16 protein-coding genes are annotated in these 16,731 nt (G+C 40.4%); 15 read left to right on the top strand and 1 reads right to left on the bottom strand.

Annotation, left to right across the window (positions count from 1 at the left end; translation table 11 throughout):
• The first annotated feature begins 31 nt into the window (after positions 1–31).
• The 10 genes from ACYQ03_RS15085 (at position 32) to ACYQ03_RS15040 (ending at position 9,450) form a co-directional block, all read left to right on the top strand.
• Complete coding sequence (locus tag ACYQ03_RS15085) at positions 32–1,045, top strand: FG-GAP repeat domain-containing protein (RefSeq protein WP_459910746.1); 1,014 nt, start codon at positions 32–34, stop codon at positions 1,043–1,045.
• A 263-nt stretch (positions 1,046–1,308) separates the two neighbouring features.
• The gene (locus ACYQ03_RS15080; protein ID WP_459910745.1) at positions 1,309–2,922 is read left to right on the top strand and encodes a DAK2 domain-containing protein; all 1,614 of its coding nucleotides are present in this window, start codon (positions 1,309–1,311) and stop codon (positions 2,920–2,922) included.
• Between the two features lie 18 nt (positions 2,923–2,940).
• Entirely contained in the window at positions 2,941–3,777 is an 837-nt protein-coding gene (locus tag ACYQ03_RS15075; protein ID WP_459910744.1) for a DegV family protein, read from the top strand.
• 154 nt (positions 3,778–3,931) lie between these two features.
• A complete protein-coding gene (locus ACYQ03_RS15070; protein ID WP_459910743.1) occupies positions 3,932–5,185 on the top strand; it encodes an MFS transporter in 1,254 nt (417 codons plus the stop codon).
• A gap of 56 nt (positions 5,186–5,241) precedes the next feature.
• A complete protein-coding gene (locus tag ACYQ03_RS15065; protein WP_459910742.1) occupies positions 5,242–5,595 on the top strand; it encodes a CGGC domain-containing protein in 354 nt (117 codons plus the stop codon).
• Between the two features lie 322 nt (positions 5,596–5,917).
• Positions 5,918–6,754 (top strand): zinc metalloprotease HtpX, encoded by an 837-nt coding sequence (locus tag ACYQ03_RS15060; protein WP_459910741.1) that lies wholly within the window; start codon positions 5,918–5,920, stop codon positions 6,752–6,754.
• A gap of 67 nt (positions 6,755–6,821) precedes the next feature.
• Positions 6,822–7,103 carry a DUF503 domain-containing protein gene (locus ACYQ03_RS15055; protein ID WP_459910740.1) on the top strand — a complete coding sequence of 94 codons (282 nt, stop codon included), beginning with the start codon at positions 6,822–6,824 and terminating at the stop codon, positions 7,101–7,103.
• Positions 7,104–7,150: 47 nt separating this feature from the next.
• Positions 7,151–7,285 carry a hypothetical protein gene (locus tag ACYQ03_RS15050; RefSeq protein ID WP_459910739.1) on the top strand — a complete coding sequence of 45 codons (135 nt, stop codon included), beginning with the start codon at positions 7,151–7,153 and terminating at the stop codon, positions 7,283–7,285.
• A 235-nt stretch (positions 7,286–7,520) separates the two neighbouring features.
• Complete coding sequence (locus ACYQ03_RS15045; protein WP_459910738.1) at positions 7,521–8,678, top strand: double-cubane-cluster-containing anaerobic reductase; 1,158 nt, start codon at positions 7,521–7,523, stop codon at positions 8,676–8,678.
• 4 nt (positions 8,679–8,682) lie between these two features.
• Entirely contained in the window at positions 8,683–9,450 is a 768-nt protein-coding gene (locus ACYQ03_RS15040; RefSeq protein ID WP_459910737.1) for an acyl-CoA dehydratase activase, read from the top strand.
• A 160-nt stretch (positions 9,451–9,610) separates the two neighbouring features.
• Here the strand turns inward: ACYQ03_RS15040 and ychF are convergent, their stop codons facing one another.
• Positions 9,611–10,714: a redox-regulated ATPase YchF gene (gene ychF, locus ACYQ03_RS15035; RefSeq protein WP_459910736.1), complete on the bottom strand. Its 1,104-nt coding sequence runs from the start codon at positions 10,712–10,714 to the stop codon at positions 9,611–9,613.
• Between the two features lie 214 nt (positions 10,715–10,928).
• On the opposite strand from ychF, the gene asnS reads away from it, so the two are divergent.
• The 5 genes from asnS to ACYQ03_RS15010 all read left to right on the top strand — a co-directional run bounded on the left by asnS (position 10,929) and on the right by ACYQ03_RS15010 (position 16,681).
• The gene (gene asnS / locus ACYQ03_RS15030) at positions 10,929–12,218 is read left to right on the top strand and encodes an asparagine--tRNA ligase (RefSeq protein WP_459910735.1); all 1,290 of its coding nucleotides are present in this window, start codon (positions 10,929–10,931) and stop codon (positions 12,216–12,218) included.
• Between the two features lie 103 nt (positions 12,219–12,321).
• Positions 12,322–12,738 carry a 4Fe-4S dicluster domain-containing protein gene (locus ACYQ03_RS15025; protein ID WP_459910734.1) on the top strand — a complete coding sequence of 139 codons (417 nt, stop codon included), beginning with the start codon at positions 12,322–12,324 and terminating at the stop codon, positions 12,736–12,738.
• The gene (locus ACYQ03_RS15020) at positions 12,728–14,461 is read left to right on the top strand and encodes an aldehyde ferredoxin oxidoreductase N-terminal domain-containing protein (protein ID WP_459910733.1); all 1,734 of its coding nucleotides are present in this window, start codon (positions 12,728–12,730) and stop codon (positions 14,459–14,461) included. The genes ACYQ03_RS15025 and ACYQ03_RS15020 overlap by 11 nt, the downstream gene beginning before the upstream one ends.
• Before the next feature lie 185 nt (positions 14,462–14,646).
• Positions 14,647–15,939: a putative DNA modification/repair radical SAM protein gene (locus ACYQ03_RS15015; protein WP_459910732.1), complete on the top strand. Its 1,293-nt coding sequence runs from the start codon at positions 14,647–14,649 to the stop codon at positions 15,937–15,939.
• 1 nt (position 15,940) lies between these two features.
• The gene (locus tag ACYQ03_RS15010) at positions 15,941–16,681 is read left to right on the top strand and encodes a TIGR03915 family putative DNA repair protein (RefSeq protein WP_459910731.1); all 741 of its coding nucleotides are present in this window, start codon (positions 15,941–15,943) and stop codon (positions 16,679–16,681) included.
• Positions 16,682–16,731 lie beyond the last annotated feature (50 nt).

Below are 16,731 nucleotides of genomic sequence, written 5' to 3'. Positions count from 1 at the left end.
CATAATGTAGTAATAGTAGCAAGATTGGGGGGTGCTAACAATAACCCTAGCAAGGATTATCTATCAAGTAACGTTGGAAGGGCCTCTGCAAGTTGAGAGTGGAAATATTTTAACCAGTGAGCAAAGGGATCTTGTGGTGGCCAGTGGATCTAATATACATGTTTATAGCCCAGTAAATGAAACTTATCAAAAAACAGCAGTTGTCAACCTAGAGCAACCAATATTAAGCTTAGAAGTAGGATTTAGTCCATTAGGACAGAACATAATATTCGTAGGAACGGAAGATAGAATAGTAGCTTTTGCTAATGTTAGTGGTGTTCTCACAAGATTGTGGCAAACAGATCCTGAACCTGGATCAAAAATAGTGGGTATGACCTTGACTGATTTAGACGGAGATGGTAGAGAAGAGTTAGCTGCCATTGGTAGTGGCAATGATACATTATATGTGTACTTCTTTACCGGTGAAGACATAATAGCACTAAGGCCGCAACTGCTTTCTATTAGACAATTGCCTGGAACTCCAAGGTATATTTCAGCGTTTTCCCCAGAGCCAAGTAGACCAAAATTATTAGCAATAGCCTATGAATTAAATAATGCGTCGTCCATTGTTACATACTTTTTGACTGAGACTGGCTTCGATGAAGGACCAGGACTTGTTAATCTACCATATGCTATTTTAGGTTTAACAGCTGCCAATTTACTGCCAGATCCAGGGGATGAGCTAGTCACTGCAGGGAATGATGGATTTGTTAGAATTTATTCGGCTAACGACCAATTTAACTTGGGTATTGTTACCAACAACTTAGGAACCGTTGTTTCAGCAGTAGAAGCTCAGTTGGTAACTGAAGATATGTCTTTATTAATAGCTGGTACCCCAGGAAGCTATGTTTTTGGGTTTTACAGCCCTGGCATAACTAAAGAACCTAATTGGGTGTTTAGAGCAGCAGGACCTATTAATGACCTAGGTATTATTAATCAGGGAAGAGTTATGGTAGGGACTGTAAATGGCTTACTTCAGGTGTGGGAAGTAAAATACCCCTTTTAAAGGAAGAAAGATAACCGTCATTTAAGATAGTTTTCGTTAATCTCCTTGTGCCATGAGTCATGGGCTTTGGGCTTTTACTGCATGTTTGCTCAGGTGTCCTTAGCTCATGGCCCACTGTATTAATAGGTATTTGTGCTCATGTAATGGCCGATTATTGTCAAATGTTAATAAATGTTTTGAAGATTAATAGAAGGAGTATATCCCCTAAAGGAGAATTTAATAAAATTGTAGTTTTTTAAATAGTACTATTTAGGAGGCCTACAGTGAGTCTATATTCATTTGACGGACAAGGTTTAAAGATGATGATACTGGGAAGCACAAATTTGCTTGCTCGACATAAATTAGAAATAGATTCCTTAAATGTATTTCCAGTACCTGATGGAGATACCGGAAATAATATGTATTTAACTCTTCTAGCTGCTGCTAAAGAAGTTCAAAATATTGAGACTACTCATATCGGAGATGTTGCAGAGGTCGCTGCTCAAGCATGTTTAATGGGGGCACGGGGCAATTCCGGTGTAATTTTATCGCAGCTTGTACGCGGTTTTGCTAAGGCCTTGGCCGGAAAAGAAAAAGCCAACGCTTTAGAGGTCGTAGAGGCTTTAGAAGAAGGGGCCCACTTAGCTTATCAGGCGGTCATGAATCCCGTTGAAGGTACGATGCTAACGGTGATGAGGCGTAGTGCCGAAGCTGCTAGGAATGCAGTTTTGAGAAATTATGATTTACTCAGAGTTATGATAATAACACTGCGGGAAGCAAGAGTAGCACTGAGTGAGACACCAGAACTCTTACCAGTTTTGAAAGAGGCAGGAGTAGTGGATGCAGGTGGTAGAGGGTATGTCATTATATTAGAAGGAATTATAAGTATCATAAAACGGGCCGAAGACATATCTCTTTTAATGGATTTTGCTGCTCGTCAGGAGGATAAATATGCCAAGGGCGTTGTCCGAGAACTTGATGCAGAAATTCACTTTACCTATTGTACAGAATTTCTTGTAAAAGGCTCAAATATTCCTTTAGACACCCTTCGTCATGAATTGGTTCCCTATGGAGATTGTCTTATGGTTGTGGGATCCGAACAGGTGGCAAAGGTACATATCCATTCCAATCACCCAGGTTTGGTGTTGGAAAGCTGTTTAAACTATGGATCCATTCATGAAGTGGCTATCCATAATATGAAGGAGCAGAGTAAACAGTTTACGAAGGAACCAACTGCTGAAAAAGAGTTTGGCATTGTTACCGTGGGTACCGGGGAAGGCATTATCGATATCATGAACAGCCTTGGAGCTGATGCCGTAGTAGTGGGTGGGCAAACCATGAATCCAAGTACCGAGGAGATTGTCAGAGCAATTCAAGGGGTTAATGCCAAGGGAATTCTTGTTCTTCCAAACAATAAAAATATCATATTAGCTGCTGAACAAGCTTCCAATATGATTAGTAATAAAGAGGTTAGAGTAATACCAACCCGTACCATTCCTCAAGGTTTAAGTGCTTTACTAGTTCAAAACCCAATGGGAAGTTTAGAAGAGAACTATCAACATATGTGTGAGGCTACTGAGTCTATAAAAACCGGTGAAGTTACTAAGGCAGTAAGAGAGACTACAAATAATGGCAAAAAGATTCAACAAGGAGACCTTATTGGACTTGCTGAAGGATCTATTGTTGCCGTAGGAAAAGATCTTGTACAAGTATTAATAGAGATGCTTAATAATATGCTGGAAGAAGATCATTCGCTGGTGACTCTTTATTATGGAGCAGAAATCGCTGATCAAGCAGATAAGATTATGGATGAAGTGCAAAACAATTTTCAGGATGTTGATTTTGAACTCCACTATGGTGGGCAACCACTTTATTATTTCATTTTATCAGTGGAGTAAAAATAGGCAGGTGATGTCATGCCAACGGTAAATATTGTTACAGATTCTACTGCAGATTTAAAGGAAGAGATATATAGTCAATTTAATATAAGTAGAGTACCGTTGAAGGTTATGATAGGTAAAGATGTATATCGGGATGGGGTAGAAATATCACCTGACCAATTTTATAATCGGCTAATGCAGGGTGATTTAGCTACGACATCTCAGCCCTCCCCCGGTGAATTTGCTAGGTTTTTCAAGGACAAAACCACGAATGGAGACAGGGTTATTTGTCTTACATTGTCAAGTAAGTTAAGTGGAACATATCAATCTGCTTGTATTGGCAGTGGTATGGCTACGGGTCAAGTGGAGATTATTGATACTCAATCAGCCTCCTGGGGAGTAGGCTTAATGGCCATTGCAGCTTCAAGGGCTGTATCCGAAGGTAAAACCTATGCAGAGATTACAAAAATTATTAACGAACTAACTAGTAAGATAAAAATTCTATTTCTCGTAGATTCCCTTCAATACTTGGAAAGGGGAGGAAGGATTGGCAAGGCTCAAGCTTTTTTGGGTTCCTTGTTAAATATTAAACCTATCCTATGTATAAGGGATGGTCTGGTATATCCATATGAAAAGGTCCGCGGTAAAGCCAAAGGTTTAGAAAGAATGATTCGAATTGTTGAAAAAGATACAGATGGTGCTGAAATAGTATGTGCAGTTTTAGGTGGAGGTGACCCTAGGGCTAGGGAGACTCTATTGCAAAAGACAAAAGAACGTCTAAATTGTCGTGAAATATGGCAAGGGGATGTTGGGCCTGTGATAGGTTGTCATACTGGGCCCGGAGTTGTTGGAATAATTTATTATACTTTATAAACGAAGCAGCCTGATAAGGCTGTTTTGCCTTTAGATAGTCATTAGTTTTTAGCCATTAGCTGTTAGCGCTAGGTCATGATCGTAGGAACAGATAACTGGTAATAGCTAAAGGCTAAGCTAAGAGCTAACTCATGGATGGAGGCTTTTTATCATAATGAATTTTCTCACGGTTATCAACCGCTTTACCAGGGCTCCGGCCTTGGCTTCCCTACATCACAGAAATTTTAGGTTGTTTTATTTCGGTCAATTAATTTCAGTTATAGGTTTCTGGATGCAAAATATTGCCCAAGCTTGGGTTGTATTGGATCTTACAAATTCACCCTTTCTCCTAGGAATGGTAACGTTTGTTCAGTTTTTACCCAATATAATTTTATCTTTATTTGCCGGTGCCTTTGTAGACCGATTTTCTAGGAAATCCCTAGTAATTGGGGCGCAAACTACATTTATGTTATTGGCCTTAATATTTGCTATTTTAAGTGGCACGAGCGTGCTTCAATATTGGCATATTGTCATCATAAGTGTACTCATGGGGGTAACTCAAGCGGTGGATGTTCCTGCAAGACAGTCTCTACTTGTGGAACTGGTTGGAAGAAAGGATTTAACTAATGCTATTGCCTTGAATTCCTCCATGTTTAACGGGGCAAGGGTAGTGGGACCTGCCCTAGGAGGTATCGTATTAGCTAAATATGGTGCGACCTATTGCTTTATATTAAACTCTATTAGTTATTTGTTTGTTATTCTTGGTTTGTTGTCAATAACAGAAGGACATAAAACCTTTAATAAACAGAAAGAAAATATTTTTAACCAGATTAGAGAGGGTATGCTTTATATTCGTCATACTCCTACTGTGTGGATACCAATGTTTTTACTTGCAACTGTAAGTATTTCGGCCATGAATTTTGGTGTTTTGGTACCAGTTTTTGCTCGAACTAGTTTAGATCAAGGTCCTGAAGGGTTTGGGATTCTTGTGTCCTCCCAAGGGATTGGCTCATTACTTGGTGCCATATTATTGGTAGTGTTAGGTAAAAGGGGTTATCTGTTATGGTTTCTCTGGGGTGGGGCCACTTGCCTTGGTGTTTTTCAGCTAATACTGGGTCAAATGAATTGGTTCTGGCCCTCGGCGATTTTGCTGTTTGGTGCCGGTTGGAGTATGGTCAGTTTGACTGCATCAGTAAATAGCTTGATTCAATTACAGGTACCAGATAGCTTAAGGGGAAGGGTCCTAAGTGTATACTCTATATGTTTTCTTGGCTTATCCTCTGTTGGAGGTATTGTTGCTGGCACAGTGGCCAAATGGTTTGGTGCATCTATAGCCTTTAGTGTAAGCGGGATACTTGCAATTGTGTCAACCCTTTTACTGGGAAGGTATTGGCGTAAAAAAAATATTTCTTTCCAGATTAATCTATAGAGGTTTTTTTTCTCGAATGAAGAATTAATCTTAATAATAATTGTTGGAGGTGTAATATGAAAAGGGTTGCTATATTTACTTGTAAAAAAATTAGAGATATTAGCTGTGTTGCTTGTTTGAAGTGTTTTAAAGCTGCAGACTTAAAAGAGGGAGAATTTGCCCGTCATGAAGACGAGGTAAAAATTGTTGCTATGACAAGCTGTGGGGACTGTCCAGGTCTAGTAATGCCCCGGGCACAATTATTATTGGAACAAGCTGACTATTTAGAAAGTGAAATTGATGCAGTTCATATTGGAACTTGTATGGTGAAGGCAGTTCAAACAGCTGCTTGCCCCATTGACTTAGATGGTCTCAAGAAGAAATTAGAAACAAAGTTTAAAGAGGTAATTATTGGTACTCATAATTATTAAGTTATGTAGAGGAATAAGTCAATAGGTGTAAAACTGCACCTATTGACAATCCTATTACTTTATCTTATATTATGATTAGTTAGAGGGGAGTAGCCCATAGAAACGAGGTCAACAGTACGGTGTTATTTATGCACCTGGCTTCGTTGTTGGATTTCCAATGGCAAGACCTTTAACACAAAGTTCAGTTTTAGATCTTTGTGTTAAGGGTCTTTTTATATTATTTTTTTAGCCATAAATAGGAGGTGGTGGGCAATAATATATTAGACAGAGAATTTTGTGCAGGATTATCCCTTGAAAATTTTATAGAAGGAGGGACTCAAAAATGAATAACATAAAAGCTATCCTTTTAATGGGAATACTCAGTGTGATCTTAATAACCATTGGTCAAGCAGTGGGAGGAACACAAGGTGCCACGTTGTTTCTCTTGATTTCACTGGGGATGAATTTATTTAGCTATTTTTATAGTGATAAAATGGCCATCAAGATGACCCGTTCTCAACCAGTTTCTGAACAAGAAGCACCCGAATTGTATGCTATTATTAGAAACCTTGCCCAACGTGCTCAGCTTCCGATGCCCAAGGTTTATATTACCCCTTCACAGCAACCCAATGCCTTTGCCACTGGTCGTAACCCAGACCATGCCGCCGTAGCTGTAACAGAGGGTCTATTGCACCTTTGCGACCGTGATGAATTAGAGGGCGTACTGGCACACGAATTAGCCCACATAGCCAACAGGGATATTCTTGTAAGTACTATAGCGGCGGCCTTTGCTGGAGCCATTACCTGGATTGCCAATATGATTCAGTGGGGTGCTATTTTTGGCGGTATGAGGGGAGATGACGAGGAAGGCGGTGGTATTGGTGCTTTGGTGTTGGCCATGCTAGCTCCCATTGCAGCAACAATTGTTCAATTGGCCATTTCTCGCTCACGTGAATACGGTGCGGATGAATTAGGGGCAAGAATTGCAGGTAAACCAGATGGTCTAGCTAATGCCTTGTTAAAATTAGAAAATGCTGCCCATCGTATTCCCATGCAAGTGAGTCCTGCGGCATCCCATATGTTTATTACCAATCCACTGTCTGCACAATCCTTTGCTAGAATTTTTAGTACTCACCCGCCTATTCAAGAACGTGTGCAACGACTTCGTCAAATGAGGTAATAGGGCTGAAAACGGGCATTCTGGCTTCAGGGTGCCCGTCTATATTTCTCGCAGAGGAGTGATACCGTTGATTGTCGGCATTATGACTGTAGAACTACATATTAGCGGAGCTACCACTTTAAAGGAAAAAAGGCGAGTTATCAAGAGCATAGTTGATAAAATTCGTAGTAAATATAATGTATCCATTGCTGAGGTTGATAATCAAAATCTCTGGCAGAGAGCAACCCTTGGGGTAGCAGTAGTTAGTAATGAAACCAGTCATGTAAATCAAATGCTGGATACCGTTATACGAACCATAAAATTCAATGGGGAAGCGGATTTAATAGATTATTCAATAGAAATCTTATAAACTTATACCATAGGCTTAATTTGGAAAAGATTGTGGGAGGAAAGAGGATGACAAGGGTAGAAGAATTGGTAAAGCAAATAGAAGACCTAACCTTTGAAGAACAAAAAATACTTTTTAACCTTTTAGCAGATACTCTAGATAATTTGGGATGGATTAAGCTAAACGATGTCTCATTCTATTAATTAGGGTGGTCTTGAGTATGCTGAAAGTATTGGTTTAGGTACCCGAAAGTATGAGCTAATTAAAAAGTTTCATTTAGAAAAGCCCTGAGTTTAGGGGCTTTTTTATATCTATAATCACCTATTGTTATAAAACAATAAATAAATATGAAATTTTATCATACTTTATATAAAAGGAATAATGATATTTTCCAATAATATTAATAATGGTAATCATACTACTGATGGAGGAAAATACATGAGACCTGAAAGCATGAAGATCTTTGATGAACTCCGTAACCTCAATGTTCTTACGGTTCAAAATGCAAAAAGAGAAGGGAAAAACGTTGTAGGGTGTTATTGTACTTACACGCCCCAGGAATTAATTTTGGCTGCTGGAGCCTCTCCGGTGACTCTTTGTGGTACGAAGCAAGATCCAATTCCTGCTGCTGAAAGAGATTTACCAAGGAATCTTTGTCCATTAATTAAATCCAGTTATGGTTTTGCCGTTACTGGCAAGTGTCCATATTTTGAATCTGCTGATGTTTTGGTAGCAGAGACAACCTGCGACGGTAAGAAAAAAATGTACGAATTGATGGGTAAGATTAAACCCATGCATGTAATGAATTTGCCCCAAAGTTCCAAGGGCGAAGAAGCTCTGGTGGCCTGGACAAAGGAAATGGTTATTTTAAAAAATTGGCTGGCCGAAAAATTTGAGGTAGAGATAACCGAAGAAGATATACGTAAGGCAGTTAAGCTGATGAATCGGGAACGGGATGCAATGAGACGCCTCCATGCTACCACAAAAGTAAAACCTTCTCCCATAACCGGGGTTGATTTACTGGTCTCTGTATGGACCAAGGGCTTTAATATTAATAAAGAAGATGGTATTTCACTGGTGGAGCAACTCACAGCAGAAATTGAAGAACTAACTGCTAATGGTATTAGCCCCTTCACCAAGGAAACTCCCAGAATTCTGTTAACTGGTTGTCCAGTTGGTTTTGGTTCTGAAAAAGTTGTACGCTTACTGGAGGAAAGTGGGGCATCAGTTGTTGCCTTTGAAAACTGCTCTGGCTACAAAGCCCTAGATAGATTAGTAGATGAAAGTGAATCAAAGGATGTTATGGTGGCCCTGGCAGAAAAATATTTGAACATTCCTTGCTCTTGCATGACACCCAATGATGGAAGGCTTGATTTAATTAATAAATTGGCTAAGGAATATCAAGCAGATGCCATCGTGGACTTAACCTGGCAAGCTTGTCATACTTACAATATTGAAGCCTTTGTCATTCGGGACTACGTGCAAAATAAACTGAACTTGCCCTATATGCATTTAGAAACTGATTACTCAGAATCGGATGTAGAACAATTGCGAGTTCGTGTGCAAGCTTTTCTGGAATTAGTTCAAGGAGAATAAAAGTATGATTACAGCTGGCATTGACGTGGGTTCAGTTTCCACAAAGGTTGTTCTTTTAATTGATGCAGAGATAAAATATTTGGTTCGTCCCACTGGCTGGAGTCCCCGGGATGCTGGTTTAAACACTTATCAAGAATTATTAAATACTGTAGGTTGTAAAACCGGTGATGTGAGATCTATTGTCGGCACTGGTTATGGCCGGATTTCCCTGGGTATTATCGACAAAGCGGTGACAGAGATTCACTGCCATGCCAGGGGTGCCAATTATCTGGTGGGGCAGGGTGGATTATTAATAGACATTGGTGGTCAGGACAGCAAAGCTATTTTAATGAATGAGCAGGGTAAAGTAATAGACTTTGCCATGAATGATAAGTGTGCCGCCGGAACCGGGCGTTTTCTGCAGGTGATTGCTGCTGCCTTGGGGGTTGATGTCAGTGAACTGGGAGAGTTGGCAGAAGGTAGATCACCCTTGGATATTAATAGTATGTGTACTGTCTTTGCAGAATCGGAAGTAATCAGTCTATTGGCCAAGGGTGCAGATAAACGGGATATTATTGCCGGCATTCATCGGTCCGTAGCTAGGCGGGTTTGGGGCATGGCTAGTCGTTTTGGGCCTAGCCAAAGGGTTATTTTTACCGGAGGGGTAGCCCAGAATCACGATGTACGTAACCGTTTGTCCCAAGAAGCAGGTTGTCCGGTAATTGTACCTGAAATTAGCCAATTGGCCGGAGCACTGGGAGCAGCCCTTTATGCCAGAGAATTAAATAAATAATATAAAGAAATGCCGTAGCATCTTGCCTACGACATTTCTTAGTTTTAAACCTGCAGTCATAAAACGTTGGCCATTACCATAAGTCATTGGTGAGCTAAATAACGATCAACAAAACATGCACAGAAAGCCCAAAGATCATGGCAGAGGGTTGACGGCTAATCTATACATTAAATCTAAAGTGCATAATATCCCCATCTAGTACCACATACTCTTTTCCTTCCAAACGGAGTTTACCATTTTCTTTGGCTTGGGCCATAGAGCCAGCAGCTACTAAATCATTATAAGACACAACTTCAGCCCTGATAAAACCCCGTTCAAAATCAGTGTGAATAACTCCTGCTGCTTGGGGAGCTTTGGTTCCGGCTGATACGGTCCAAGCGCGCACTTCTTGGACCCCTGCAGTGAAGTAAGTCCTTAGGCCCAGCAAGTTATAGGCTGCCCGAATGAGCTTATCTAGGCCAGACTCTTCTAAACCTAATTCCTCCAGGAAGAGCTTCTTTTCGTCCCCTTGCAATTCTGCAATTTCTGATTCCAGTTGGGCAGAGACCGGGACCACAGTGGCATTCTCTAGTCTGGCATACTCTTTGACCTGTTGCACGAAGGTATTCTTTTCCAAACCCTTGATATCATTCTCGCCAACATTGGTGACGTAAATAATTGGCTTAATGGTTAACAGATGAAAGGACTTAACTAGCTTCATTTCTTCTTCGGTAAAATCTAAGCTTCTGGCTGGCTTGCCTTGGGCCAGTGCTTCTTCAATTAATCTTTGAATTAACAGATACTCAATTTTAGCCTGTTTATCCTGGGACTTTAGTTTGCTGGCTAGCCGCTCTTGGCGACGCTCCATACTTTCTAAATCGGCTAATACTAATTCCAGATTAATTACTTCAATGTCATTGATTGGCTCAATTTTACCGGAAACATGAGTGATATCGTCATTAATAAAACAACGCACAACATGGGCGATGGCATCGACTTCTCTGATATGTGATAAAAACTTATTACCTAACCCTTCACCACGGCTGGCACCCTTCACTAATCCAGCTATATCCACAAATTCAAAGGTGGTAGGAATGGTTTTCTTAGGTACTACCAGTTCAGTTAGTTTGTCCAGGCGTATATCAGGAACAGATACTACCCCGACATTGGGCTCAATGGTGCAGAAAGGGTAATTAGCTGACTCGGCCCCTGCTTGGGTGATGGCGTTAAATAAAGTGGACTTCCCCACATTAGGTAATCCAACGATTCCACATTTTAAAGGCATTTGATTACTCCTTGTCATAGATTTTTAAGCATACTCTTAAAAGTATAGTAATAAAATATTTGCGACGCAAGTTGAAAAATTGCATACAGGTAATCTTGATTAACTTGCATGATTTGTATAGATTTGGTGCCTTGGAGAATGATATAGTATGAGGGTAAGTGTTTATTTGGAATTGTAAGCCAGTTTTCTAAGAATTTGAGGTGAAAGTTTTTCAATGCAAGGGACATTAATTAAACACTTAGGAAAATTCGTGGGTGAAGAGGTAATTATTCAAGGATGGCTGTACAATAAACGGTCTTCGGGAAAGATTCAATTTTTGATTGTACGGGATGGTACTGGGATGGTTCAGGGAGTATTAGTAAAGAAGGAAGCTCCAGAAATTTTTGATATGGCTAAAGAACTGACCCAAGAGTCAGCCATAAGATTAAAGGGTATAGTTAGGGAAGAACCTCGTTCAATGGGGGGATATGAGCTTACGGTTACTGGTTTAGAAATTATTAATCTAGCTCAGGAATATCCCATCTCCCATAAGGAACATGGAGTTGACTTCCTAATGGATCGTCGTCATCTATGGATACGCACACCCAGGCAAAATGCCGTTCTACGTATCCGGGCTGAAATAGAACAAGCAGCCAGAGACTTCTTTAATCAAAATGATTTCACTTTGGTTGATAGTCCCATTATTACTCCGGCAGCCTGTGAAGGAACTACTACACTATTTGAATTAGACTACCATGGGGAAAAGGCTTACTTATCACAAAGCGGTCAATTATACAACGAAGCATCTGCCATGGCTGTTGGACGGATGTACTGTTTTGGACCGACCTTCCGTGCTGAGAAATCCAAGACCCGCAGACACCTAATGGAATTTTGGATGATTGAAGCAGAAGCTGCTTTCTTTGATTTTGAGGATAATATCAAAGTACAAGAAGAAATGGTTTACTTTATTGTTCAAAGAGTACTCCAACGCCGTCGGCAGGATCTAGAGTTACTAGGACGTGATATTAGTAAATTAGAAGCCATTAAATTACCTTTTCCGCGTTTGAGCTATTCTGAGGCAGTGGAACTTTTAAAAAGTAAGGGCGAAACCTTTGAGTGGGGTGAGGACTTTGGGGCTCCGCACGAAACAATCATTTCAGAGTGTTTTGATTCACCTGTGTTTATTCACCGTTACCCCGCTGAAATAAAGGCTTTCTATATGAAGCCGGATCCTGAAGATCCACGAGTAGTGCTAGGAGCTGATCTAATTGCCCCGGAGGGATATGGTGAAATGATTGGTGGGGGTCAACGTATCGATGACCTGCAGCTTCTAGAAGAGAGATTGGCAGAACATAAGTTACCGAAGGAAGCCTTCGAATGGTATTTGGATTTACGCCGCTATGGTAGTGTACCGCACTCCGGTTTTGGACTTGGCTTGGAACGCACCGTTGCCTGGATTTGTAAACTGGATCATGTTAGGGAAACCATTCCCTATCCTCGTATGCTCTATCGCGTATATCCATAATTTTTAACATCAGAACCTGGCCTGGGATAAACTCCCAGGCTACATTTATAAAAATCCAAGGCTAACGATTTTAGTTTGAGGAAGATTTGAAAGGAAGTTCTATATGGCAAAAATACTTCAAGCAAAATACATGGCTAAATGTATTGGCTGTTATTCCTGTATGCTTGCTTGTGCACGAACAATCAGGCGCAGTTTTTCCTTACACAAATCAGCCATTCAAATCCATACAGCCGGTGGCTTACAAAGTCGATTCTTGGCAAATATTTGTCGTGGCTGTTTGGATCCAGCCTGTGCCAAGGCTTGCAATTGTGGGGCACTGATTCCCAGGAATGGTGGAGGGGTTAATTTTATACCAGATAAATGCATGGGTTGCCAGGATTGTGTCGAGGCTTGCATTGTAAAAAGTATTCGCTTTGACCATGAAACCAATAAACCCATTGTATGTATTCAATGCGGTACCTGTACCAGATATTGTCCCCACCAGGTGATTACGATGGAGGTAAAAGAGGATGGCCGCTAAGAGAAAAATTAGGGTGTTGTATATTAACTTGACTGAAAGAAAGGTAGAAACTATCCTCCGTGAGGATCTGGTTTCCTATATTGGAGGTATCGGTATTGCTGCAAAACTTTTTTCTGAATTGGTGGACCCAGAAAAGGAACCGCTGCATCCTGATCAACCAATTATTCTAGCCAATGGCCCTATGTCTACCATATTTCCGGTGGTTACTAAGGTGGTAGCGGTATTCCGCTCACCGCTAAGCGGAGAATGGGGAGAGAGTTATGCGGGGATGCGTCTAGCCTTGGCTATGCGTATGAGTGGCTACCAGGCCATTGTTATACGTGGCAAGGCCGTAGGGCCAATATATTTATCCATCGGTCATCAAGGGGTTCGTTTTAAAGATGCCTCAGCCCTTTGGGGGTTGTCAGTTTCCGAAACTGGTAGCATATTAAGGGATTTGGAAAGGGGCAGGGGTCAACGCAGTTGCATTCGTATTGGCCCCGCAGGAGAAATGGGTGTACACTTTGCCAATGTCAATGTAGACACCTATCGACATTTTGGCAGACATGGACTCGGGGCAGTTTTTGGAGCAAAGAATCTCAAGGCAGTGGTCATACACGGTGAAAGAGAAGAAAAAATAGAAGATTACCCTAGCTACAATAGAATTTATAAAGCAATATATGATCGGGCTGTTACCACAGATATTATGGAGAAGTATCATGGGCTAGGAACAGCTATCAATGTTAATGGACTAAATAATTTACACGGCTTGCCAACTCGTAATTTACAGCAGAGTTATTTTGAACAGGCTGAAGCCATTAGTGGAGAAGCCTTTGCAGAAAAAACTTTGATCCGGAAGATGGCCTGTGCAGGTTGTCCAGTGGGATGCATCCATATTGGTTTGCATAGAAGGGAATTTGGTCCTGGGCATGATTATGAGTCGAAAAATCTTTCCTACGATCACGAATTGATTTTTGCCCTGGGATCCTTTTTAGGGATGTCATCCCAGGAGAAAATTTATGAATTAATTGATGCGGTGGAGGAACTAGGGTTAGATGCAATATCTGCGGGGGTCTTATTGGGCTGGGTTACAGAAGCCTGTGCCAAGGGAATTATTTCAGAGGCTGAGTTGGGGGTTCAACCCAAATTTAATCAAACAGCTCCCTATCTTGAGATATTGCAAAGAATCGTAAAACAGCCCAATGAATTATACCAAATAATGGCCCAAGGGGCCTATCAAGCCGCAAAATGCTATGGGGGAACAGAATATGCCCTTACACTAGGAAAAACAGAAATTGCAGGCTATCATACTGGCTATCTCAACATTATTGGTCAAGCAGTGGGGGCGAGGCACAGTCATTTGGATAATGCCGGTTATTCAGTGGACCAAAAATTAAAGGGCAAGTCAGAGGCAGTGAAGGTAGAGACCTTGATCAAAGAGGAGAACTGGCGTAATGTCTTAAACTGTCTTACCATCTGTCTTTTTGCCAGAGAGATATATCAGCAAGATACTGTTATAGAAGCCCTAGCTTCCATTGGTATTACTACCAGTCCAGAGGAACTGGAAAAGTTAGGGCAGGATATTTATGAGATTAAAAACAAGACCAGGCAATTATTAGGATATCACCTGGATAAGCTAGAATTCCCGGACCGATTTTTTGAGACGCCGAGTTTAACAGGACATTTAGAAAAGAATAAATTATACAACTTCTTGGAGATTTACAAAAATCAAGTTAATAGCTAAAAGGCCTTGTGTGAGCCATGGGTTTTATGCATACTATTTTTAGATTTTGCATACAACCCATGGCCGCTGTATTGTTATTAATATTTTGGGATTGGAGATATCTTATTAATTGCAAAATGCTTCTGGGAACGTCTGTTCTGTGTTAAAATAACATTGAAGAATGTATACCTCAACGGGGTGTTTTAATGGAATTATTAGAAAAACTAAAAGTTTTATCCGATGCGGCAAAATATGATGTATCCTGTTCATCCAGCGGCAGCAAACGCAAAAACATTGCCGGTGGGGTAGGTAACGCAGCCCAGAGTGGAATTTGCCATAGTTGGTCAGATGATGGGAGATGTATTTCTCTTTTAAAAATACTTCTCACAAACTATTGTGTGTTTGATTGTGCCTATTGTGTAAATAGGGCTAGTAATGACTTGCCGAGGGCTGCTTTTACACCAGAGGAAGTCGTTGATTTAACCATTAATTTTTACCGAAGGAATTATATAGAAGGGTTATTTCTAAGTTCAGCTATCTGGAATAATCCTAACCATACCATGGAACTTCTGCTGCAAACAGTACGCAAGTTAAGATTAGAAGAGCGCTTTAATGGTTATATTCACCTCAAGGCAATCCCTGGGGCTGATTGGAGACTTATTGCCGAGGCTGGTTCCTTGGTTGATAGAATGAGCGTAAATATTGAACTACCCTCTAACGAGAGCCTTAAGCTATTGGCACCTCAAAAAAGAAAGGAAACCATTCTTAAACCAATGGGTCTTATAGGCTCACATATTTTGGAGAGTAGAGAAGAGAGAAAACGCTCACGAAAGGCTCCTTCCTTTGTGCCAGCAGGACAGAGTACTCAATTAATTATCGGGGCCACACCGGATACAGATCTCAAAATTATTAATCTTTCAGAGAACTTATATCATAATTTTAATTTGAAGAGGGTATATTATTCGGCCTACGTACCTGTATCGAATAAACCTGTACTACCACAGCTAGCTACACCACCCCTTAAGCGTGAGAATCGTTTATATCAGGCTGACTGGCTACTTCGTTTTTATGGATTTAAGGCACAAGAGCTGTTGTCCGAAGACCAGCCAAACTTTCAACTTGATTTAGATCCAAAATCTGATTGGGCTTTACGGAACCTACACTTATTTCCTGTGGAGATTAACAAAGCGGATTATCAATTAATTATTCGTGTTCCAGGTATAGGTGTGAAAAATGCTAAAAAAATTATAGCTGCCCGTAGATTTCATTCCCTAAGTTTTGAAGATTTACGTAAAATGGGTGTTGTACTAAAAAGAGCACGCTACTTTATTATCTGTAAAGGAAAATATTACGGAGAAGTACCATTTAAGGCTGAAACTATCAAAAACCGTTTGATCCCCAGCAATAAAGAAACATTTACACAGTTAGCGTTATTTACGGAACAAAATGTAGGGTACCAACTGGCAGATGTCCAGGGGTGTATTACAGGGGAACTTTAACATGATTTATTTTATTTATGATGGAAGCTTTGAAGGGTTACTTACAGCTATTTACGAAGCCTATTACCGTAATGAAAGGCCGGATTATATTATTACCGACAATGAATTTGAGCAGGACTTATTTAGTCATACTATCACTATTCACACTGATCATAAAAAAAGTAATAAGGTCTACCAGGCAATAGAAGAGAAAATATCCTTTCTAACCCTACAGCATGTATTTTATGTCTATTTGTCGGAACTGCCCGGTAATGGAACACTAATCTACCAATATTTAAGGCTGGGGTTCCGACTAGGACCCCAGATAAATTCTCATATAACTGAGGCTATTGTTAGAAAGGTATTGGATATAAGTCAAAGGGTTAGCCATGAAAGACACCGTATGTTGGGACTAATTCGCTTTCAAAAATTAGCCTGTGATTGTTTTTATGCAGCCATGGAACCTGACCATAATATAGTTGGCCTGGTGTCACCACATTTTGCAAAGAGATTATCAGACCAAAATTGGATTATTCATGACTTAAAAAGGAAAATAGCAACTGTCTATAACAAAAAGGAATGGATTTTAACAAACCTTGATGTTCCCCAAGGGCTTACCTATGATAACAATGAAGAATTTTATCAAGAACTCTGGAAAAGTTATTTTTCCAGCACAACAGTTCGGAATCGAATTAATCAAAAGCTACAAAAACAGTATATGCCCATTAGGTATTGGAAACATCTGGTTGAGAAAAAAACCTGATAATATAAACATAAATTTTGAATCTATCATCAACTTTAGGACCATGAACC

It is taken from the genome of Desulfotomaculum defluvii (assembly GCF_054657375.1).
Note: the sequence above shows the minus strand (reverse complement) of the source record. Positions and strands in the feature narration are given on the sequence as shown.